The organism is Mesorhizobium sp. B2-1-3 (assembly GCF_006442495.1).
In the GTDB taxonomy this organism is placed as follows: domain Bacteria; phylum Pseudomonadota; class Alphaproteobacteria; order Rhizobiales; family Rhizobiaceae; genus Mesorhizobium.
The window spans coordinates 122,814-143,203 of sequence record NZ_VFWL01000016.1; the positions used below are offsets into that span (position 1 = coordinate 122,814).

General features: G+C 63.6%; 20 protein-coding genes and 1 pseudogene. 8 read left to right on the forward strand and 13 right to left on the reverse strand.

Going from position 1 to position 20,390, the window contains the following annotated elements; genetic code table 11:
• Nucleotides 1-97: 97 nt before the first annotated feature.
• On the forward strand, nucleotides 98-505 hold the full coding sequence (locus tag FJ973_RS23550; protein ID WP_140557944.1) for a carboxymuconolactone decarboxylase family protein: 408 nt from the start codon (nucleotides 98-100) through the stop codon (nucleotides 503-505).
• A gap of 11 nt (nucleotides 506-516) precedes the next feature.
• On the opposite strand, the gene FJ973_RS23555 is transcribed toward FJ973_RS23550, so the two are convergent.
• The 11 genes from FJ973_RS23555 to FJ973_RS23605 form a co-directional block, all read right to left on the reverse strand.
• The gene (locus FJ973_RS23555) at nucleotides 517-1,404 is read right to left on the reverse strand and encodes an amidohydrolase (RefSeq protein ID WP_181170942.1); all 888 of its coding nucleotides are present in this window, start codon (nucleotides 1,402-1,404) and stop codon (nucleotides 517-519) included.
• Nucleotides 1,404-2,480 carry a VWA domain-containing protein gene (locus FJ973_RS23560; protein WP_181165282.1) on the reverse strand — a complete coding sequence of 359 codons (1,077 nt, stop codon included), beginning with the start codon at nucleotides 2,478-2,480 and terminating at the stop codon, nucleotides 1,404-1,406. The genes FJ973_RS23555 and FJ973_RS23560 overlap by 1 nt, the downstream gene beginning before the upstream one ends.
• 101 nt (nucleotides 2,481-2,581) lie before the next feature.
• Nucleotides 2,582-3,463: a MoxR family ATPase gene (locus FJ973_RS23565; protein WP_140557947.1), complete on the reverse strand. Its 882-nt coding sequence runs from the start codon at nucleotides 3,461-3,463 to the stop codon at nucleotides 2,582-2,584.
• Nucleotides 3,464-3,471: 8 nt separating this feature from the next.
• Entirely contained in the window at nucleotides 3,472-4,476 is a 1,005-nt protein-coding gene (locus FJ973_RS31635) for a molybdopterin cofactor-binding domain-containing protein (RefSeq protein ID WP_140499865.1), read from the reverse strand.
• A 1-nt stretch (nucleotide 4,477) separates the two neighbouring features.
• Nucleotides 4,478-5,845 (reverse strand): xanthine dehydrogenase family protein molybdopterin-binding subunit, encoded by a 1,368-nt coding sequence (locus FJ973_RS31640; protein ID WP_140557949.1) that lies wholly within the window; start codon nucleotides 5,843-5,845, stop codon nucleotides 4,478-4,480.
• 10 nt (nucleotides 5,846-5,855) lie between these two features.
• Complete coding sequence (locus tag FJ973_RS23580; RefSeq protein ID WP_140499861.1) at nucleotides 5,856-6,338, reverse strand: (2Fe-2S)-binding protein; 483 nt, start codon at nucleotides 6,336-6,338, stop codon at nucleotides 5,856-5,858.
• A gap of 52 nt (nucleotides 6,339-6,390) precedes the next feature.
• The gene (locus tag FJ973_RS23585) at nucleotides 6,391-7,185 is read right to left on the reverse strand and encodes an FAD binding domain-containing protein (RefSeq protein WP_140557951.1); all 795 of its coding nucleotides are present in this window, start codon (nucleotides 7,183-7,185) and stop codon (nucleotides 6,391-6,393) included.
• Between the two features lie 10 nt (nucleotides 7,186-7,195).
• Complete coding sequence (locus tag FJ973_RS23590) at nucleotides 7,196-7,639, reverse strand: SRPBCC family protein (RefSeq protein WP_140515847.1); 444 nt, start codon at nucleotides 7,637-7,639, stop codon at nucleotides 7,196-7,198.
• A 117-nt stretch (nucleotides 7,640-7,756) separates the two neighbouring features.
• Complete coding sequence (locus FJ973_RS23595) at nucleotides 7,757-8,584, reverse strand: AraC family transcriptional regulator (RefSeq protein ID WP_140557952.1); 828 nt, start codon at nucleotides 8,582-8,584, stop codon at nucleotides 7,757-7,759.
• Nucleotides 8,585-8,761: 177 nt separating this feature from the next.
• Nucleotides 8,762-9,760, reverse strand: coding sequence for an ABC transporter permease (locus FJ973_RS23600; protein ID WP_140557954.1), 999 nt, complete (start codon nucleotides 9,758-9,760; stop codon nucleotides 8,762-8,764).
• Nucleotides 9,761-9,821: 61 nt separating this feature from the next.
• Nucleotides 9,822-10,565 carry an ATP-binding cassette domain-containing protein gene (locus FJ973_RS23605; protein WP_140500157.1) on the reverse strand — a complete coding sequence of 248 codons (744 nt, stop codon included), beginning with the start codon at nucleotides 10,563-10,565 and terminating at the stop codon, nucleotides 9,822-9,824.
• 456 nt (nucleotides 10,566-11,021) lie between these two features.
• On the opposite strand from FJ973_RS23605, the gene FJ973_RS23610 reads away from it, so the two are divergent.
• Both FJ973_RS23610 and FJ973_RS23615 read left to right on the forward strand, forming a co-directional pair.
• Nucleotides 11,022-12,011, forward strand: a complete 990-nt coding sequence (locus FJ973_RS23610; protein WP_140499854.1) for a sugar-binding protein — start codon at nucleotides 11,022-11,024, stop codon at nucleotides 12,009-12,011.
• A gap of 181 nt (nucleotides 12,012-12,192) precedes the next feature.
• Nucleotides 12,193-12,975 carry a FadR/GntR family transcriptional regulator gene (locus FJ973_RS23615; protein WP_140557956.1) on the forward strand — a complete coding sequence of 261 codons (783 nt, stop codon included), beginning with the start codon at nucleotides 12,193-12,195 and terminating at the stop codon, nucleotides 12,973-12,975.
• A gap of 135 nt (nucleotides 12,976-13,110) precedes the next feature.
• Here FJ973_RS23615 and FJ973_RS23620 read toward each other — a convergent pair whose 3' ends face one another.
• Nucleotides 13,111-14,049 (reverse strand): NAD(P)-dependent oxidoreductase, encoded by a 939-nt coding sequence (locus FJ973_RS23620; RefSeq protein WP_140557958.1) that lies wholly within the window; start codon nucleotides 14,047-14,049, stop codon nucleotides 13,111-13,113.
• Nucleotides 14,050-14,167: 118 nt separating this feature from the next.
• Here FJ973_RS23620 and FJ973_RS23625 point away from each other — a divergent pair, with 118 nt between their 5' ends.
• Together FJ973_RS23625 and FJ973_RS23630 are read left to right on the forward strand one after the other, a co-directional pair.
• Nucleotides 14,168-15,082 (forward strand): NAD(P)-dependent oxidoreductase, encoded by a 915-nt coding sequence (locus FJ973_RS23625; RefSeq protein ID WP_140557980.1) that lies wholly within the window; start codon nucleotides 14,168-14,170, stop codon nucleotides 15,080-15,082.
• An 80-nt stretch (nucleotides 15,083-15,162) separates the two neighbouring features.
• Nucleotides 15,163-15,939 carry a FadR/GntR family transcriptional regulator gene (locus FJ973_RS23630; RefSeq protein ID WP_140500153.1) on the forward strand — a complete coding sequence of 259 codons (777 nt, stop codon included), beginning with the start codon at nucleotides 15,163-15,165 and terminating at the stop codon, nucleotides 15,937-15,939.
• 33 nt (nucleotides 15,940-15,972) lie between these two features.
• Here the strand turns inward: FJ973_RS23630 and FJ973_RS23635 are convergent.
• A pseudogene (locus FJ973_RS23635) lies at nucleotides 15,973-16,261 on the reverse strand (DUF3175 domain-containing protein).
• A 198-nt stretch (nucleotides 16,262-16,459) separates the two neighbouring features.
• On the opposite strand from FJ973_RS23635, the gene FJ973_RS23640 reads away from it, so the two are divergent.
• The 3 genes from FJ973_RS23640 (at nucleotide 16,460) to FJ973_RS23650 (ending at nucleotide 20,334) form a co-directional block, all read left to right on the forward strand.
• Nucleotides 16,460-17,704 carry an MFS transporter gene (locus FJ973_RS23640; protein ID WP_140500151.1) on the forward strand — a complete coding sequence of 415 codons (1,245 nt, stop codon included), beginning with the start codon at nucleotides 16,460-16,462 and terminating at the stop codon, nucleotides 17,702-17,704.
• Nucleotides 17,705-17,868: 164 nt separating this feature from the next.
• On the forward strand, nucleotides 17,869-18,897 hold the full coding sequence (locus FJ973_RS23645; RefSeq protein WP_140499846.1) for a LacI family DNA-binding transcriptional regulator: 1,029 nt from the start codon (nucleotides 17,869-17,871) through the stop codon (nucleotides 18,895-18,897).
• 309 nt (nucleotides 18,898-19,206) lie between these two features.
• Entirely contained in the window at nucleotides 19,207-20,334 is a 1,128-nt protein-coding gene (locus FJ973_RS23650; protein ID WP_140515835.1) for a sugar ABC transporter substrate-binding protein, read from the forward strand.
• Nucleotides 20,335-20,390: the final 56 nt, after the last annotated feature.

Below are 20,390 nucleotides of genomic sequence, written 5' to 3' on the forward strand. Positions count from 1 at the left end.
TCGCAAAAGGCGAATAGGCGAATGAAGTGAATGGATTGGCGGCGGCTGTTCAGCGTCCGATTCAAACGTCCGGCATTGAAAAACGAAAGGAAACACCATGGCCACCACCAGACTCCTGAGCGATGCCGAGGTGGAGAAAATCCCGGCCTTAAAGGCGGTGTTCGACGACATCCGCGCGACGCGCAAATCCGATTTCGTCAATAATTTCTGGCGCGGGCTGGCCAATGATCCTGTGGCGCTGAAGCGTATCTGGGAACAGCTCAAGGCGGTGATGGTTGCAGACAGTGCCATCGATCCGTTGACCAAGGAGATGATCTACATCGCGGTGTCGACCGCCAATGGCTGCTCCTATTGCGTCCATTCGCACACCGCGGCGGCGCGCGCCAAGGGCATGACAGACGCACAGCATGGCGAACTGGTGTCGATCATCGGGTTGGCGGGACAGACCAACCATCTGGTGACGGCAATGCAGATCCCGGTCGATCCACAGTTCGAGGTGAAGTGAGGAAAGACGCGCTACACCGGCCTGTAAACCTTCTCCGCCGCGTTCCAGAAAATGTCGGCTTCCGCCGCCGTGCCATGCTTCTCCACCGCATCGCGGTGCGCCTTGATCAGTTCGGCGTGGCCAGTCCAGAGCTTCTCGATCGGGAAGTTCGAGCCGAACATCAGATGGTCGCTGCCAAGAATATCGATCGCATTGTCGATGATGTAGGCGATCAGCGCCGGGTCGTTGCGGTGAACGAAGGTGCCGAGGCCAGACAGCTTGGCGTAGAGATTGGGCGCCGCCGACAGTGCGCGCAGGCCGGCCTTCCAGGCTTCGGTGGTTTCCGGTTCCATGCCGGTCAGCATGCCGGCGTGGGTCAGGATGAAATTCGTCTCCGGGTTTTCGCCGACCAGCGTCAGCCCGTCCTTCATCTGGGCGGGGAAGAGCTGCAGGTCGAAGGACAGGCCGTAATCCTTCAGCCGCGCGACGTTGGCGCGGACCTTGGGGTCGATCACCTGGTCGGCCGAGGCGGCGAAGCGGAAGGCCGGGGTCTCGTGCCAGTGCAGTTGCATGCGCACGCCGCGCAGCAGCCTGTATTTCATCAACCGGTCGATCTGCGGCCTGACATCGTCCACCGTCATGTCGGCATAGCCGACGATGGCGTGCGGCCAGCCGGTCTCGTCAGCGGTCTTCTGCAGGAAGGCGACCTCCTTCTCGAAATCCTCCTTGGCCCAGTTGGTCTGGACATAAACGGCTTTTTCGACGCCCGAACCTTTTTGGTCGGCCAAAAATTCATCGATCGGATAGTCGCGGCGGATCGGTTCGTAAGGGCCGAAGATGCGCGGCACCATCGGGCCGACCAGCCATGGTTGGTCCTTCTGGCGCCAGATGTGGAAATGCGCGTCGATGGCTTTCTGCATCACGATACCCTTTTCCAGATGGTCGCGGCCGCCGGGGCGGGGCGTGCGAGCGACAGGATGAAATCGGTGAGGCCGGCCAGCGACGAGCCGTCGACCAGATCGTCGAGGTCGGGCAGGATGGCGCGCAGCGCCGCTGTCGCCGGCTGGAAGCGCGGATCGCCGGCCAGCGGGGTCGCCAGCGACAGCCGGAAGGCGCGGGCGCTAAGCCTGCGCATGGCAATCTCCAGTTCGGCATGGTCGCCGCGCTCCAGCGCGTCGGAGAGAATGACGACCGCGGCGCCGCGCGTGAACGACGAAAAGCGCGGCACCGAGAGGAATGCCAGCAGGGTCGGTCCCATGCGGGTGCCGCCATCCCAATCGTCGACCTGGGCCGCCGCGCGCGCCAGCGCCTGATCGCGGTCGCGGATGCGCAATGCCGAGGTGATGCGGGTGAGCCGCGTGCCGAAGGTAAAGATCTCGGCGCGGTCCGCGCCCTGCACGGCGGCATGCGCCAGCTTGAGATAGTCGGCGGTGTGCAGCTTCATCGAGCCGGAGACATCGATCAAGAGCAGCAGTTTGCGCGGCACGGTCTGGCGGCGGCGCAGCAGCGGCGAGGGGACATCGCCATCTGCGCCGACGATTTCCCTGAGCGAGCGGCGCAGGTCGAGCTTGCCGCGCGAATGGGTACGCACGGTGCGGAAGGAACGTCGGGCGGGCAGGGCCGATGACAGCTTTCGGCGAAACGCGGTCAGACTGTCGTCGTCGCGCTGGAAGTCGCGCGAGCTCAACTGCTCCAGGGCGGAAGACAACTCGCCGCCTTCCTGTTTCTGCTCGGCCTCGATCCGTTCGTCGTCGGCACCGCCATCATCCTTGATGCGCGTTTCCTCGTCTGCATCGCCTTCGATCACAGCTGACGCGTTGCCATAGAAATGGCTCTGGAAATGCGCTTCGAATTCGTCGCGGCGGTCAGGCGGCGGCGCTAGTGTGGCCAGGGCCGCCTCACGGATGTCCGCCATCGAGCGCGGCCCCAGCAGGGTCACGGCCTGCATGAAGCGGGAGACTTGTTCCGGGGCAATAGCGAAGCCGTAGCGGCGCAGCAGGCGAGCGAAGCTGAGCAAGGGCGTTGCGGCGCGGGGGAGATGTCCGGCAGGACAGAGGGGGGCGCTGCCCCGCCCGCGTTGCTGAATGACGTCGCGGCTCACGCCAGCACCTCGTCGACGATCCGGCCGAGCTCGGGCGCGATGTAGGACAGATCCTCCTCGTCCTTGATCAGCACGCCGATGGCGCGGCGGAAGGCTTCCGGCCATGGACTGCCGTCTTTTTCGAGAATGGTCGCGGCATTGGCCCATTCGACCGCCTCGGCGATGCCGGGCGGCTTGGCGAGTGGACGCGCGCGGATGGTCTGCACGGCTGTGGCCACGGCGCGTGCCGTTGCCTCTGCGACATCGCCGGCGCGCAGCATGATGATGGCCGCCTCACGCTCGGCATCGGGATAGCCAATCCAGTGATAGACGCAACGCCGCCGGAGCGCTTCGGCGAGTTCGCGGGTGCGGTTGGAGGTCAGGATGACGATCGGCTGTGCGGTGGCGCGGATGGTGCCGCGCTCGGGAATGCTGATCTGGAAGTCGGAAAGAAACTCCAACAGCAGCGCCTCGAATTCGTGGTCGGAACGGTCGATCTCGTCGACCAGCAGGATGCGCTGCTCCGGCGCCTTCAGGACCTGCAGCAGCGGGCGGGCGATCAGAAAGCGGTCGTCGTAGATATCGACTTCTTGCTCGCCGGCATGGCGGATGGCGAGCAGCTGGCGCTGGTAGTTCCACTCATAGAGTGCATGCGCGGCGTCTATGCCTTCATAGCATTGCAACCGCACCAGATCGCGGCCGAGCAGCCCGGCGATTGCCTTGGCCGCTTCCGTCTTGCCGACGCCCGGAGCGCCTTCGAGCAGCAGCGGCTTGCCCAGCCGGATCGCCAGGAAGATAGCCGTCGCCAGGCTTTCATCAGCCAGATAATGCGAGGCAGCGAGGCGCTCGGCGACCGCTTCTGGCGAAGTCGCGACCGTTTCGGCGTTTACCTCGGGCATGTCGGTCCTCAGGTCGTCGCTTGCGCCTTGAGCGCACGCAAAATGCGTTCCGGCGTGATCGGTAGCGTGTCGATGCGCACGCCGACAGCGTCGAAAACGGCATTGGCGACCGCCGGAATCTGTGGATTGGCGCACATTTCGCCGGGCCCCTTGGCGCCGTAAGGACCATCTGCCGAGGGCCGCTCCAGCACGATGACCTCGGTTTCGGCCAGATCGCCGGGACCTGGCATCAGATACTGATTGAAGTCGGTGCCGCCGTGGTCACGGCTGGGATAATAGGGCTCGGTCGTTTCGTAGAGCGCGTGGCTGATGCCCATCCAGGAGCCGCCGACCAGCTGCTGCTCGACCATCTTGGGGTTCAGCGCACGGCCGATCTCGAAGACGTTCTTCACCGCCAGCACCGTCACCTCGCCGGTCTCGTCGTCGACCTCGACCTCCGCCACGGTGCAGGCATGCGCGTAGCAGGTCGACGGCTTCATCGCGCCGGTCTCCTTCTCCGGATAGGAGCGCGGGATGAGAAACATGCCGCGTCCCGAGATCGAGCGGCCGCGCTTGAAATGCGCCGAAAGCGCGACGTCGAAGATCGAGATCGATTTCTGCGGCGCCCCTTTCACCAGGATGTTGCCCTGGCCGTCGGTCTCGAGGTCGGAGGCGTTCACCTCCAATTCCTCCGCCGCCACTTCCAGCATCACCTGGCGGGCTTCCCTCGCCGCCTGGATGACGGCGTTGCCGGCGCGGTGCGTGCCGCGCGAGGCGAAAGTGCCCATGCAGTGCGGGCCGGTGTCGGTATCGGCGGTGTCGACGACGACGCGGTCGGTCGGCACGCCGATTGTCTCGGCGCAGATCTGCGCCATGATCTGCTTCATGCCCTGGCCGAGATCGACCGATGATAGGGTCACCATGAAATTGCCGGTTGGGGTCGAATGCACCAGCGCCTGGGTGGGATCGCCGCCAAGGTTCATGCCCGTGGGATAGTTAATCGCGGCGACGCCGCGTCCACGCCTGATCGCCATCTCAAGCTCCCTTCACGTAGGAGGACATTGCCATGTATTTCTCAGCCACGGGCCAGTTGGCCGCGCGCGAGGCCTCCTGCATGCACTCTATGAGGGCCGCCCCTTCGGTCGGCTGGCGATGCGCCTTCATATCGCCGTCGCGATAGGCGTTGATGAAGCGGAATTCGAGCGGATCCATGCCGATCAGCCGCGCCAGCTTGTCCATCTGCACCTCCAGCGCGAAGTCACCGATGGTGACGCCGAAGCCGCGCATGGCGGAGGAGGGGGTGCGGTTGGTGTAGACGCAGTACGTGTCGATCCAGACATTGGGGATGGTGTAGGGGCCGGGATAGTGCCCCGCGCCCTTCTGGGCGCCATAGGGCGAATGGCGGGAGTAGGCGCCGGCGTCGGTGTAGCCGGTGACTTTGCGCGCGACGATGCGGCCGTCCTTCATCACGCCGTCCTTGATGACGACCTTTTCGGCCGCGCGAGGTGACGAGATCTGCATCTCCTCCTCGCGGCTGTAGGTAAAACAGACCGGTCGCCCTGTTAGCTTGGCGCCGAGGATCGCGATCGGTTCGACGATGACATCGACCTTGCCGCCAAAGCCGCCGCCGACCGTGCCGCCGACGAAATGCAGCTTGCTGCCCGGCATCTGCAAAATGATCGACGTGTTGTCGAGGGTGAAGAACATCGCCTGCGTGTTGGTATAGCAGGTGAAGCGGTCATTGCCCTCCGGTGCCACGATACAGCCGGTGGTCTCGGTCGGCGCATGCTCTATCGGCGAGGACTGGTAGCTTTGTTCGAGGACGTAGTCGGCCTCGGCAAACCCCGCCTCGACATCGCCGAAGCGCACCTTGCGGCACTCGCCGCTGTCATAGAGATAGTAGTTCTGGCCGTGATACTCGTTGACGAGGGGCGCGCCGGGCTTCAGCGCTTCCTCCATGTCGAAGACGGCCGGCAGCACCTCGTAGTCGACCTTGACCTTGGCCGCGGCTTCCTGGGCGGCGCGCTCCGTCTCGGCCAGCACCGCCACCACGGCCTCGCCCTTCCAGCGCACCTTGCCGTCGGCCAGAACCGCCTCGTCCTCCGGCCCGATCTGGATCAGGATCAGGATGGTGTAGACATTGTGCGGGACGTCCCTGGCGGTGAGAATTTTCACCACGCCCGGATGTTTTTCCGCTTCGGACGTATCGATCGATCGGATGCGGGCATGATGGTGCGGGCTGCGCACCATCTTCAGATGCAGCATGCCGGGAAAGTTGCGGTCGGCGAAATAGGCGGTTTTGCCGGTGACATGGCCGGGCGAATCCGAGCGGGGCCTCGGCTGGCCGATCTCGTTGAGGTCATCCTTGCGGACGTCCGAAAAATAGCTTTTGCGCAGTTCCATCTTGCTTCCCTCAGGCCGCGTTCTGCGAGTTGGCGCGAGCGGCGGTGAGCACCGCCTGGATGATAGGCTCGTAGCCTGTACAGCGGCATATGTTGCCCGACAGCGCTTCGACGACATCGTCGCGGCTGGGATCGGGCGTGTGGTCGAGCAACACCTTGGCCGCCATGAGCATGCCCGGCGTGCAGAAGCCGCATTGGGTGGCGAAGGCGTCGAGAAAGGCGCGCTGCAGCGGATGCAGGACGCCGCCTTCGGCAAGACCCGATGTGGTGGTGATGGCAGCGCCGTTGCAGGTTTCGGCGAGCGTCAGACAGGACAGCCGGAGCTCACCGTCGACGATCACCGAGCAGGCGCCACAGGTGCCTTGATGGCAGCCGCCCTTCGGCGAAGTGTCGCCGATCTTGTCGCGCAAGGCGTTGAGCAGCGTGGTGCCGCTTTCGACGAATTCGGCCTTCTCAGAACCGTTGAGCGTGAACTGGACGGGAACCTTTGCCATTCTTCCTCCTTGCGCGCCTGCCCCGCAGGGCAAGCGCGCGCCCCGAATGTGACTAGCTGAGCAGCAGCCGACCGAGATGAACCGGCAGCACTTGCGCGCGATACCAGGCGCTGGCGATCGGGTCGGTGATTGGTGCAGTGCCGTCGCCCGCGGCGGCCAGTGCCGAAGCGATGCCGTCCGCGTCCAGTGTCCTGCCGAGCAGCGCTTTTTCGGCTGTCTTGGCTCGCATCGGCCGGTCGGCCATACAACCGAGCGCGATGCGCGCCGAGGATATCGTGCCGTCGCCGGCTTGTTCCAGGATAGCGGCGATACTGAGCACCGAGACGCCCTTGGGCTTTACCCGCGAGACCTTCACGAATCGAAAGCTTCCCTGCGCCGGCCGCGTGAAGCTGACCGAGGTGACGATCGCGCGGCTCCCGCCCCGCTTGGCCAGAAACGCTTCCATCGGCATTTCGCCGTCATTGGTGCTCACCATGGCGTCCAGCGCCAGCAGGGCGACTGCGAAATCGCCATAGGGGCTTGGCGCAAACAGATTGCCGCCGACGGTCGCCATGTTGCGGATCGCCGGACCGCCAACGGCACGCGCGGCCTTGGCAAGCTGGCCGAGCTCGGGATGGCGGGCGATCGCCGCCATGGTCACCGAAGCGCCGATGCGGATCGTGCCGCCGGAGACCGTGATGACCGACAAGGACGGGTCGGTCGACCTGACAAGGCCGGAGACCGAAACGTCGCCCTCATTGGCGGCGCGCAAGACGAGCGTGCCACCGCCGAGATAGCGCGTGCCGGCGGCTTTCAGCGCCGCGCTGGCGTCTTTCACCGTTGCAAAACTCTGCAATGCCAGCGCCATGGCCCGCTCCTCAACCCTGGCCGGCGAAATGGCTCTTCAGGGCGTTGAAGCCGCCCTGGAAGACATTGGCGCCCATGCCCTCGGCCAGCTTGTCGGCTTCTTCGGGTGCTGCGTCGAAGCTGGCGGTCCATTCGGCATAGGTGCGGTCGCCGTCGGTGACGCGCCGCAATTGCAGCGTAGCCCTGTGGTTGGTGAGCGGCTGCGGCGTTTCCAGGATCGAATAGCTGACGAGGAAATTCTCATCGGAGAAATCGAGCAGCTTTTCGCGCAGCCGCGCGCCGCTGGCCAGCTGGAAGTTGCGCACGCAGCCGATCGTGGTGGCGTCCTTGCCGTCCTCGATATGGCTTTCGACCATGCGCGGATGCCAATTCGGCAGTCCGTTGAAGTCGCGGATGCGCGCCCAGACCTTTTCGACCGGCGCGTCGATGACGGTGGAGATGGTGACATCAGCCATATGCTCTTTCCCCTGCAAACGTTCTGCTTGGGACGGTAGGCCGATCGTGGTCGCGGTGCTTATCAATGCGTCTTGGGCACGTATCAATCAGTCTGAAAATAGCCGCTTTCCGGCCCGTCAGGACACTGCTCGCGCCGCTTCGCGATAGAGCGTCGGCGGCACGCCGACATGGTCGCGGAAGAAACGCGAGAAATTGCCCTGGGTGGTGAAGCCGAGATTGCAGGCGACCGATATCAGCGGCTCATGCGACCACTGGAGCTGGCGCACCGCTTCCTCCATGCGCAGCGTGTTCCAGTAGACGTTGGGCGTCAAACTGGTCTGTTCTTTGAACAGGGCGAAGAAATGCGGCCGCGACAGGCCGACGCTGCGCGCCACGTCATCGAAGGAGATACGCTCGCAGACATTGGCTTTCATCAGCTGGATCGCCTTGCGGACGCGGAAATCCTGCATGGTGTTCACGCGGCCGCGCGGCTCCTGCGGAGCTGAAGCGTCGGCGGCATCGAGCACCGAGTCGATGAAGCGCTCGATCTCGTAACTGGCGACATCGTCGATGCTCTCATTGTCGGTCAGATGATCGAGCAGGCCGGCAGCAGCCTGGTGCAGCCAGGGTTCGAGCGTGATTGCCGCCTGCGCGAAAAGCGGCGCGGACGAGGGCAGGTCACGGCGCCGCCGTGCCCAGTCCGGGTCGATGTAAAAGGCGAGGAACAGGCCTGGGGTGCCGTCGTGCGACAGCACATGGCTATGCGGCTGCAGCGAGTTGATGCCGGCAGCCGTGCCAGGTCCAAGCAGGACCGTCTCACGGCCGATGGTCATCTCGCCGGCGGTGCCTTCCAGCCAGATGATGAGATGTGCCTCGACATGGGCATGGGTGACGAAGTCGCTCGCGACATTCAGGACAGAAACATGTCCGAACCGGCCCCAGTAGAGCCTGATCGCTTCCGTCATGGGTATATCCTCCCGCAGGCGACTGGCCTCCCTTCGCCTGCTTGGGGATTGTGCGGCCGGTTTTCCGTATCCGTCAAGGCATAGCCGCACGCCCGGTATTCGCGGCAGGCCGCTTCAGCCGATTTTCAGACTGAGCGATAGGACCGAAATGAACGGCGCTTCGGCGAAGACAGGCTTTTAGTCGCTTCGCCTGAAGTTGCGGATGCGGTCGAACAGCACCGCCAGCAGGATGGCGCCGCCGATGAAGGTGCCCTGCCAAAAGGCGTTAATACCGAGCAGGCCGAGGCTGTTGCGGATCACCTCGATGAGGGCGGCACCCACGATGGCGCCAAAGGCGGTGCCGACGCCGCCGGCGAGATTGGCGCCGCCGATGACGGTGGCGGCGATGACCTGCAGCTCCATGCCGTTGCCGAGATTGGTGGTGACGGCGCCCAGCCAGCCGGTCTGGATGATGCCGGCTATTCCCGCCGACAACGCCGAGATCATGTAGACGGCGACCTTGATCTGGCGCACCGGAACGCCGGTCAACGTCGCAGCATGCTCGTTGCCGCCAATGGCGAAGATGTGCCGGCCGAACTTGGTCCAGCGCAGGACGAAGCCGGTGATCAGCGCCAAAAGGATCATGTAGAGCACCGGATTGGCGATCCCAAACAGCCAGGCGCCGCCGCCCAGCGCCAGCAGCTTGTCGTGATCGGGCCCGAACTGGAAGACGACGGTGTTGTTGGAGGCGACCATGGCGAGGCTGCGGGCGATCGACAGCATGCCGAGCGTCACCACGAAGGGCGGAAAACCGAGATAGGCGATCAGAATGCCGTTGAAGCCGCCGATGACGAGTGCGGTGGCGATCGAGGCCAGGATGCCGACTTCGATCGAAAACCCTGCATGCATGGTAACGGCCAGCACCATCGAGCAGAGGCACAGCACCGAACCGACCGAGAGGTCGATGCCGCCGGTGATGATGACGAAGGTCATGCCCAGCGCGACAATGGCGACGAAGGTGACGTTGCGGGTGATGTTGAAGAGGTTCTTCGGGGTGGCGAAGGCATCGGTGGCAAAGGACAGGAAGATACAGGCGAGGATGACGGCGATCACCACCCAGAACGTCTGGCTGGAGAGCAGCCGCGACAGAAAACTGTGCTGTTTCTGCGCGATCGTCTGATCAAGGGTGACTGCCATTATCGACCTTTCCTGCCGGCAGCGAAACGCGCCAGCGCAATGAAATCCGGTTTTGCCGCTCTCACACCACCTGCTCGATGGCGCCGGTGATCAGCCCTGTCACTTCCTCGGGCGAACTCGAGGCGATCGCCTTGTCGGCGACTTTCCTGCCGCGCCGCATGACGATGACGCGGTCGGCGACGTCGAAAACGTCGGGCATGCGGTGGCTGATCAGCACCACGGCGATGCCCTGGTCGCGCAAATGGCGGATCAGGTTGAGGACTTCGGCGACCTGACGGACCGAAATCGCCGCCGTCGGCTCGTCCATCAGCACTATCTTGGCCTGCGACAGCATGGTGCGGGCGATCGCCACCGCCTGGCGCTGACCGCCGGACATCTGTTTGACGAGGTCGCGCGGGCGCGTCTCGGATTTGAGCTCGGCGAATATCTGGCCGGCGCGCTTGTACATGGCGGCATAGTCGAGGATACGGAAGGGCCCGACGCCGCGGCGCAGTTCGCGGCCGAGATAGACATTGGCCGCCGCCGTCAAATTATTGCACAGCGCCAGATCCTGGTGGACGATCTCGATGCCGTGCTGGCGGGCCTCGACCGGCTTGTGCAGGATCAGATCCTTGCCGTCCATCTGCATGGTGCCGTGGCTCGGGCGGAAATTGCCGGCGATCATCTTGACCAGCGTCGACTTGCCGGCGCCGTTGTCACCCATCAGGCCGACGACCTGGCCGGGCTCGATCGACAGCGACACGTCGTTCACCGCCTGGATGGCGCCGAAATGCTTCGAGATGTTGGTGAGTTCGAGAACCGCCACCAGCCTTTTGCCTCCCATGTCTGGCCGTCTGTCCCGGAAGGGGCGACGGCTTCGGTTCGCTCGCCCAGCTCCTCCCGGAAGCAGCGACGCGGTCATTTACGCAAATGCCTGCGCGGGCGTCAATTGTCTGACGAATAAGATTTGGGCAATTGTCGGACGAATGAGATCCCCGCTTTTCGGGAAAAATCCGTTTTGTAGGACAAATAGCAATTGACGTTGGCGGCAAGCCGTTATTAGTTGAGCGTCGGAGGAAGATATGCCGGCTTTGACGACATTGTTTGGCGGCGCAACCGGTAGAGGATTATCGACCGTGCCGGCATCGTTGCCGGGCTGGTCGCATCTGAAAATACTTATCGGCCTGGCCTGACGGCACGAGCGCTTGCTTCTGTCATCTCGCATTCGGCCGATCTGTGTGGCGGGCACGCCGTGTCCGTCTGTTTCCAAGGGAGGACTGACATGAGGAAAACAGTTTTGCTCGCCGCCGTCGCCGCCATGGCGTTGGGCGCCGGGCCGGCTTTGGCCAAGAAGCAGCTCGTCATCGTGGTGAAAGGTCTCGACAATCCGTTCTTCGAGGCGATCCACCAGGGCTGCGAGAAATGGAACAAGGAAAACGCCAGCTCGGAATATGAGTGCTTCTACACCGGTCCGGCGTCGACTTCCGACGAGGCCGGCGAGGCGCAGATCGTGCAGGATATGCTGAGCAAGCCGGATACGGTGGCGATGGCGATTTCGCCGTCCAACGCGCCGCTGATCGCGCAAACGATCAAAAGCGCCAACCCGTCGATCCCGATCATGACCGTCGATGCCGATCTTGCCAAGGAAGACGCAGCACTTCGCAAGACTTATCTCGGCACCGACAACTATCTGATGGGCAAGAAGATCGGCGAATACATAAAGAAGGCCAAGCCGAAGGGCGGCACGATCTGCACCATCGAGGGCAATCCGGCGGCCGACAACATCCTTCGCCGCGCGCAAGGCATGCGTGATGCGCTGTCGGGCAAGGAAGGACTTGCAGCCCTGGCCGGCGAAGGCGGCTGGACGGAAGTGGCGGGCTGTCCGGTGTTCACCAATGACGACGGCGCCAAGGGCGTGCAGGCGATGACCGACATCCTTGCCGCCAACCCCAAGCTCGATGCGTTCGGCATCATGGGCGGCTGGCCGCTGTTCGGCGCGCCGCAGCCCTATCGCGATCTGGTCGGACCGCTGAAGGACAAGCTGGCCAGCAACGACTTCGTCATCGGCGCCGCCGACACGATCGGCGACGAGGTGGCGATCGCGCGGGATGGCCTTGTCACGGCGCTGGTCGGCCAGCGGCCGTTCGAGATGGGCTACAAGGCGCCGTCTGTGATGATCGACCTGGTCGAAGGCAAGAAGGTCGACGATCCGGTGTTCACCGGCCTCGACGAATGCACCAAGGATACGGTCGACACCTGTATCCAGAAGTAGGCGTCTCGATCGGGGCGCTCGCCAACGGGCGCCCCGCCACCTCTGCTGACGAACAGGGACACGCATTTCAGGGGCAGCGGCTCCGGCTTTGGCGCGCCCGAGGTTCGAATTTTTCGGCAATGGCATCGGCGGACCGACAGTTCCTGACCGGAACAGGTACGGCCGACGCATTGGAACGTGGATGCCGGACGAAAAGTCAAACAAGCGAGCCATTCGGACCAAGGCACAGGCCGGCCGCCGTCCGGTCGCCATGCGCCGGCCCGATGCGGCGCACTTTCCCGGTGCCAGCGTGCACGCCTCGCTGGCCAGCGAGATCGGGCTCAGGATCGTGCGCGGCGACTATCCGCCAGGCACCATCCTGCCCAACGAAGCCCAATGGTCGCAAACGTTCAACGTCAGCCGCTCGGCGGTGCGCGAGGCGATCAAGATGCTGATGGCCAAAAGCCTGCTCGCTTCGCGCCCCAAGATCGGCAGCTGGGTCGAACCGAAGGAGCGCTGGAACCTGCTCGACCGCGACGTGCTCGCCTGGTACGCGACCGCGCCGGACCGTGAGGTGTTCCTGCGGACGGTACAGGAGTTCCGCCATATCATCGAGCCGGAAGCGAGCGCCTTTGCCGCGGTGCGGCGGACCGACGAGCAGATGGCCGAGATCAGCCAGGCCTGCCGCGAGATGGGCGAGGCGGCAAGCCTTCAGGAGCGCATCCGGGCCGACACGCGCTTTCATCTCGCCATCCTGCGGGCCTCCGGCAACGACCTGCTGGTGCCGCTCGGCGTGCTCATCGAGTCGGCGCTTGACCATCTCTTCGTCTTCACGACTCAGCAGGTCGGCGACCAACGGCGGGCCCAGAGGCTGCACGAGGCGATCGAGAAGAATATTCGTTTGCAGCGCCCCTCAGCGGCGCGCAACGCCGTGCACAAGCTACTCGCCGATACCGATGAAGGGATCGGAAGAGGGCGAGGGTGATCGACGCTCGCGCTTGGTGATCACCTTTCTATGGACGATGCGTAGCCTTCTGCGGCCTTTCGCAGGCTCCCGGCGTTCGAAGCTCGAAAAGCCAAGCTATTGGCTTTCATCCGGTGCGCGGACCGCTTCTCACCCTTAAATCGTCTGTTTCTTTCCATCTTTCATCGGCATCAGATCGACACCGTTGACCTTGCCGATATGGGTGGCCAGCATCGGCACGTACTGCTCGGCCGGTCCGGTGGCGTGTGCTCCGGCGAAAGCGTTCTTGGTGGCGTTGCCGAGGGGGTTGGCAATGCCGGCAGAACCCGCCATCGATTCGAGGTAGGTCAAGTCCTTGAAGGCGTTGGCAATAGTGAATTTGTGGGCGTCGCGGTCGCCCTCCAACGTCCAGCGCATGAAGGTCTGGTAGAAGCCGCAATCCATGCGGCCGTTGCGGATGACGCTGTCGAAGCGCTGCGGCGAGATGCCGACCTTCTCGGCCAAGGCCAATGCCTCGGAATAGATCGCCGCATAGCCCAGCGAGACGAAATTGTTGAGCAATTTCATGCGGTGGCCGTCGCCGGTGTCGCCGATATGGACGATACGGCCGGCCCAGGTTTCGATCACCGGTTTGACCCTGGCAAAGACGGCGTCGGGTGCGCCGACCATGGCGTCGAGCGTGCCTTCCCAAGCCTCCTTCGGCGTGCGGCTGAGCGGTGCATCGACATAGTTGACGCCGAGCGCCTTGAGTTCGGCGGCCAGCGCAGCGGTCGAGACCGGGTCGGAGGTCGAGCAGTCGACGACTACCGAGCCTTTTCTCAATCCTTCCTTGAGACCGCCGGGGCCTCGAATGATGGCTTCGACCTCACGCGAACCGGTGACGCAGATGAAGACGATCGTCGATGCCGCCGCCACGTCGCGGGAGGTCGAGGCTTCGTGGGCGCCGCGATTAGCCATATCCTCCGCCGGCTTGCGATTCTTGCGGCCGAGGAAGGTCAGGTGATAGCCTTTATCGACGATGTTCTTGGCGATGCCATGACCCATCAGGCCAAGGCCGATGAAGCCGATCTTCTCGCTCGCGGCGGTCGTGTTCATGCTGTCTGTCCTGTGTTGCGATTATCGATAATGTCGCCGCTCTTTTAGCCGCAAGCGGTTGCAGAAAGCAATATTGTCTGACAATACACATAATTCCTGAGCTTTCGTGGAGACCAGAATAATGAAGCGGATCATGTTCACCGGCGGCAGCGGCAAGGCTGGGCGCCACGTCGTGCAATATCTGGTGGAGCAGGGCTGCCAGGTGCTCAACATCGACACCAAGCCGCTCGACAATCCCAAGGTGCGCACGCTGATCACCGACATCACCGACAGCGGGCAGGTGTTCAACGCGCTGTCGAGCTATGCGGGCTTGCATGAATTCGACCCGTCGCTGCGCCCCCAGCCCGTCGACGCCGTGGTGCATTTCGCCGCGATCCCGCGCATCATGATCACGCCCGACAACGAAGTGTTCCGCATCAACGCGCTCGGTACCTACAATGTCATCGAGGCGGCGGTGAAGCTCGGCATCCGCAAGGTGATAATCGCCTCCAGCGAGACCACCTACGGGCTGGTCTTCGCCAACGAGCCGCGCACGCCGAAATATTTCCCGCTCGACGAAGAATACGACGTCGATCCGATGGACAGCTATGCCCTTTCCAAGGTGGTCAACGAGAAGACGGCACGGGCCTTTGCGCAGCGCGACGGTGCCGACATCTATGCATTGCGCATCGGCAACGTCATCGAACCGCACGAATACTCCCTGTTTCCGAAATGGTTCGCCGATCCCGGTTTCCGCAAGCGCATCGCCTGGAGCTATGTCGATGCGCGCGACCTCGGCCAGATCACGCTGCGCGCCATCGAGAAGGATGGGCTCGGCTACCAGGTGTTCAACGCTGCCAATGACGACACGTCGTCGGACCTGCCGACCGCGGAACTGCTGAAGCGCTTCTATCCCGGTGTGCCGGTCAAGGGTGAGCTCGGCGAATTCGAGACGCTGCTGTCCAATCGCAAGGCGCGCGACATGTTGGGCTTTCGGCCGGAACACAGCTGGCGCAAATACGTGAGGATCTCAACAGGCCCCGCCGGGGGTTGAGCTGTGCACAGAAGCCGGCTTTGCGGGTGAACCCGCTTGCCGTGCTTGACAGCTTGCTCAATCCGGACTTTCTGGAGCCTATGCGGGACGCGAAGCCGAACAAGGAAAAATCGCCGGCAAAAGCGGCATCGGCCGAGCGTCAGGCCGGCGTTCGCCGCACCGATGCGGCGCGCATTCCGGGTTCCAGCGTGCACACCTCGCTGGCCAGCGAAATCGGGCTCAGGATCGTGCGCGGCGACTATCCGCCCGGCACCATCCTGCCCAACGAAGCCAAATGGTCGGAGACCTTCAGCGTCAGCCGCTCGGCGGTACGCGAGGCGATCAAGATGCTGATGGCCAAAAGCCTGCTCGCCTCGCGCCCGAAGATCGGCAGCTGGGTCGAGCCGAAAGAGCGTTGGAATCTGCTCGACCGCGACGTGCTTGCCTGGTACGCGACCTCGCCGGACCGCGAGGTATTTCTGAAGACCGTGCAGGAATTCCGCCACATCATCGAGCCGGAGGCATCGGCTTTTGCCGCCATGCGGCGGACCGACGAGCAGATGGCCGAAATCAGCCAGGCCTGCCGCGAGATGGGCGAGGCACCAAGCCTGCAGGAGCGCACCCGCGCCGACACGCGCTTTCATCTCGCGATCCTGCGGGCGTCTGGCAACGACCTGCTGGTGCCGCTCGGGGTGCTGATCGAATCCGCCTTCGACCATCTCTTCACCTATACGACGCGGGAACTCGACGATTTGCAGCACGCACAGAAGATGCATGAGGCGATCGAGAAGAACATCCGCCTGCAGCGGCCCGACGCGGCGCGTGCCGCGGTGCGCAAGCTGCTCGCCAACACAGACGGCGTGATCAGGTCACGATAAGCCGTTCCAGGAATCCGTCACGCGGCTTTCTGCCTACTCTTCCTTCTCACGTCCGAACGCCGCGCGCAGTTGCGTCCTTGGCATCCTCGAGCACCTTCTTCTGCTTCGCCGGCAGGTTCTTGCCGGCACGGTTGATGTAGAAGTTCAGCATCGACATGGCGGACTGGAACGGTTCGGCCTTGCGCCGGTCGCTGTGTTCGGCCGACCGCTTGAGCGAAGCCGCGATCTTCTTCGGGTCGTGGGATTCGAAGACATGGTCTTCGAGATCCATGGCATTGCTGTGCTCGGTCACCTCAGCCGACCATTTCCGTTTCGCGGTCATGGCAATCTCCTTCGCGTTGAGCCGATTGCAAAACGTCCTTCATCGTCGCACGTTCCGGTGAGCCCGGAACCGGCAAACCCTGGAACCATGGAATTACCCACGTGGCGCTGCTCGGCGCCGCGAATGCGCCGATAGTGGTGGAAGGACCGTCGGCCGCTAGGCCGCATGACCGCGACAATGGTCAATGTCGATGACGGAATGGGAAACAGCTTGGCCTCGATCTTCTCCTCACCAGCAGCCGGCAATGCGGTCGTCGACAGCTCGCATGCATGGATACGGCTGGCGGTGTCGATGCTTTTGTCGACAGTCGGCGGCGTCGGCATGTGGGCCGTGGTCGTGGTGCTGCCGGCCGTGCAGGCCGAGTTCGGCGTCGACAGGGCCGACGCCGCTCTGCCCTACACCGCGACCATGGTCGGCTTTGCCGCCGGAAACGTTCTGGTCGGGCGCGCCATCGACCGTGTCGGCTACTGGATCCCGGCGCTTGTTTCCTCGATGGCGCTGGTTGCCGGCTTCCTGCTGGCGGCGCTGTCGACCTCGATCCTGCAGTTCACGCTCGCCCAGGGCCTGCTGATCGGGGTCGGTACATCGGCGATCTTCGGGCCGCTGATCGCTGACATCTCGCACTGGTTCAACCGCCGGCGCGGCGTCGCCGTGGCGGCGGCCGCGGCCGGCAGCTATCTCGCCGGAACGATCTGGCCTACCGTCATGCCACCCCTGATGAAGGCGGAAGGCTGGCGCTTCACCTATGTGGCCATCGGCATCTTCTGCCTGGCGACCATGGTGCCGCTGGTGCTGATGCTGCGGCGCGGCGCCCCGATCGCGGCCGCCGGTTCCGCGGGCAGCCGGCTGGTGCAGCCGATCTCGTTGTCGCCAACGGCACTCCAGGTGCTGCTCGTCATTGCTGGTCTTGGTTGCTGCGTGGCGATGTCGATGCCGCAGGTGCATATCGTGGCCTATTGCATGGATCTTGGCTACGGCGTCGCGCATGGCGCCGACATGCTGTCGATCATGATGGCGGCCGGCGTGGTCAGCCGCGTGGCTTCGGGCTTCGTTGCCGACCGCATCGGCGGAGTGAAGACCCTGCTTATCGGCTCGGTGCTGCAATGCCTGTCACTGTTCTTTTACATTCCCTTCGACGGGCTTGCCTCGCTCTATGTCGTTTCGCTGGTCTTCGGCCTGTCGCAGGGTGGCATCGTGCCCTGCTATGCGATCATCGTGCGGGAATACATGCCCGCCAGGGAGGCCGGCCAACGCGTCGGCATCGTCATCATGGCGACCATTTTCGGCATGGCGATCGGCGGCTGGATGTCGGGCTGGATCTACGACCTGACCGGCTCCTACGCCGCCGCATTCCTGAACGGCATCGCCTGGAACCTGCTGAACATCCTGGTGATGGTGCTGGTGCTTTGGAAGGCAAGACGCGGCGCGACGGCGATGGCCTGAGGCAAAGCGGAAGCACTCGCCCACAAGCGCCTCGGCTTGACAACGGGCCGGGGCTGCGCGACGCCAGAGGTGAGTGGTGCGGCACAGGCTGGTGAAATGGCGACAGCAACGTCGATCGTATTGCGGCAGCGCCTTGGCGGCCACGCACCGCATGGAGCCTGTCCTTGATCAAGCCGCGCTCGCGCCGAGGCGGCGGCCGCCCGACCATATCAGACGTCGCGCGCAAGGCGGGCGTAGGCGCCATCACCGTGTCTCGCGCCTTGCGCGAGCCGGAGCGGGTCTCGCAGGACCTGCGCCGCCAGATCCAGGCCGCCGTCGACGAGCTCGGTTATGTGCCGGATCCCAACGCGCGGGCGCTGGCCTCGGCCCGCGCCGAGGTGTTCGGCGTGCTGGTGCCGTCGCTTACCAACAACGTCTTTGCCGAGGTGGTGCGTGGCATCTATGACAGCCTGTCGGATAGCGCCTTCCGCATCCAGCTCGGCAACACCCACTATTCCGGCCTCGAGGAAGAACGGCTGCTGCAGGTGTTCGGGCCGCAACGGCCGGCGGCGCTGATCGTGGCCGGCATCGACCAGACGCCGGCCTCGCGAAAACTGCTGGAGAATGCAGGCTGCCCGGTGGTCCAGGTCATGGAAACCGGCCCGGATCCGGTCGATATGATGGTCGGCTTCTCGCATCTGGACGGGGGCAGGGCGGCGACTGAGCATCTGCTCGAAGCGGGTTACCGCCGCATCGGATTCATCGGTGCGCGCATGGATCCGCGCTCGCAGCGGCGCTTGGCCGGATACCGCATGGCAGTGGAGAAAGCCGGCCTATTCGATCCACGACTGATCACCACCACGCCGGTGCCGTCCAGTGTGACGCTGGGACGCGAACTTTTCCGCGACGCGCTGGCCAAGATGCCGACGCTCGACGGCGTATTCTGCAACAATGACGACATCGCGCTAGGCGCGCTGTTCGAGTGTCATCGCGCTTCGATCGGTGTGCCCAAGAGGATCGGCATCGTCGGCTTCAACGATCTCGACATGATGCAGGTGGCGTTTCCCTCCGTCACCAGCATCCGCACGCCCCGCTACGAGATCGGACGGCGGGCAGTGGCCATGGCGCTGGCGGCGATAGGAGGCGAGCCTCCGCAGCAGCGCGTCGTGGATCTCGGTTTCGAACTCATGCGCCGCGAGAGCACGGCGCGCTAAACACGCTTTCGCGATCAAGAGAAAGGGCGCTTTACACACCGTTCATGGTAGCGCTACCGTCGTCGTCGGACAGGAAAGAGAAATGCAACGGTACGGCGCCTGTCTATTATACATAAGCGACAACTAATTCTTGTTTATTATGTATAATATGCTATTTTCCCAGCAGCCTGGGAACGACGGGGGAGGAGGCATCGCATAGACCATTGGCCATCGGAAAGGCAGGTACGGCAAGGCAAGAGGAGCCGGAGCCGACCGTGCGAAATTCACATCGCGAAACGACGTCAGAATTACAAAATGGGAGGATTATCGATGATCAAGTCACTGGTAGGTGGCATCGTTGCCGCCAGCGCATTCGTCATGCTCAACTCGGCCGCCATGGCCGCCGGCCCCGAGATCGTGCCGGGCCCGGCCGCCCAAGCCGACTGCTTCGCGCCTTGGAGCGCGGACACGAAATTCTTCAAATATCCCAAAAAGGAAGGCCCATACCGCATCGCCTTCGCCAATGGCTATATCGCCAACACCTGGCGCATCCAGATGGTGCAGACCGCAAAGGCCTATGCCGCCCAGCCGGACGTCAAAGCCAAGATCAAGGAATTCAAGGTCGTCTCGACCGGCGAGGACGTGCCGGCGCAGATCTCGGCGATCAACAACTTCATCGATTCCGGCTATGACGCGATCGTCACCGACGCGCAGAACCCGACTGCTTTCGGCCCGGTCATCAAGCGCGCCAAGCAGGCTGGCATCGTGCTGGTCGCCTTCGACAACATCCTCGACACCAAGGATGCCATCAACGTCAATGTGGACCAGAAGGGCCTCGGCGAATTGTGGGCCAAATGGCTGGTCGCGAAGGTGCCGAATGGCGGCAAGATTCTCGAAGTGCGCGGCGTTGCCGGCACCTCCGTCGATACCGATCGCCACAACGGCATCCACGAGGTGCTCGACGCTTCCGGCAAGAAATGGGACGTCACCGAAGTCGCCGGCAAGTGGGACGACGGCGTGGCACAGAAGGTCACCGCCGACGCGATCGCCACCAACGGGCCATTCGACGGCATCACCGGCCAGGGCGGCGACACCGGCATCGTGCAGGCGATGATCGATGCCAAGCATCCGTTCGTGCCCTTTGGCGGTGAAACCGAAAACGGCTTCCGCAAGTTCTGCGCGGCGCATTCGGCCGACGGGTTGAAGTGCTCTTCCGCGGGCTCGGGCCCGGCCCAGGTCGCCGTCGCCATCAAGACCGCGATTGCAGCGCTCGAAGGCGAAGTGGTGCCGCAAGAGGTGAAGCTGCCGCTGGCGATCGCCGAAGATCCGAACATGAAGGAAGGCACGGATTACTTCCCGAAAGAGTCGGACAATTTCTTCGTCGGCAACTCCTTCCCAACCTGCGGCATCAACTTCAGCGCCCAGGAAATCATGGGTCAGACCAAGGAAAATCAGTAGTTTCCAGTGGATATCGTTTCGGCGCCGCGGCTAAGCCGCGGCGCCGGTTCTTGAAT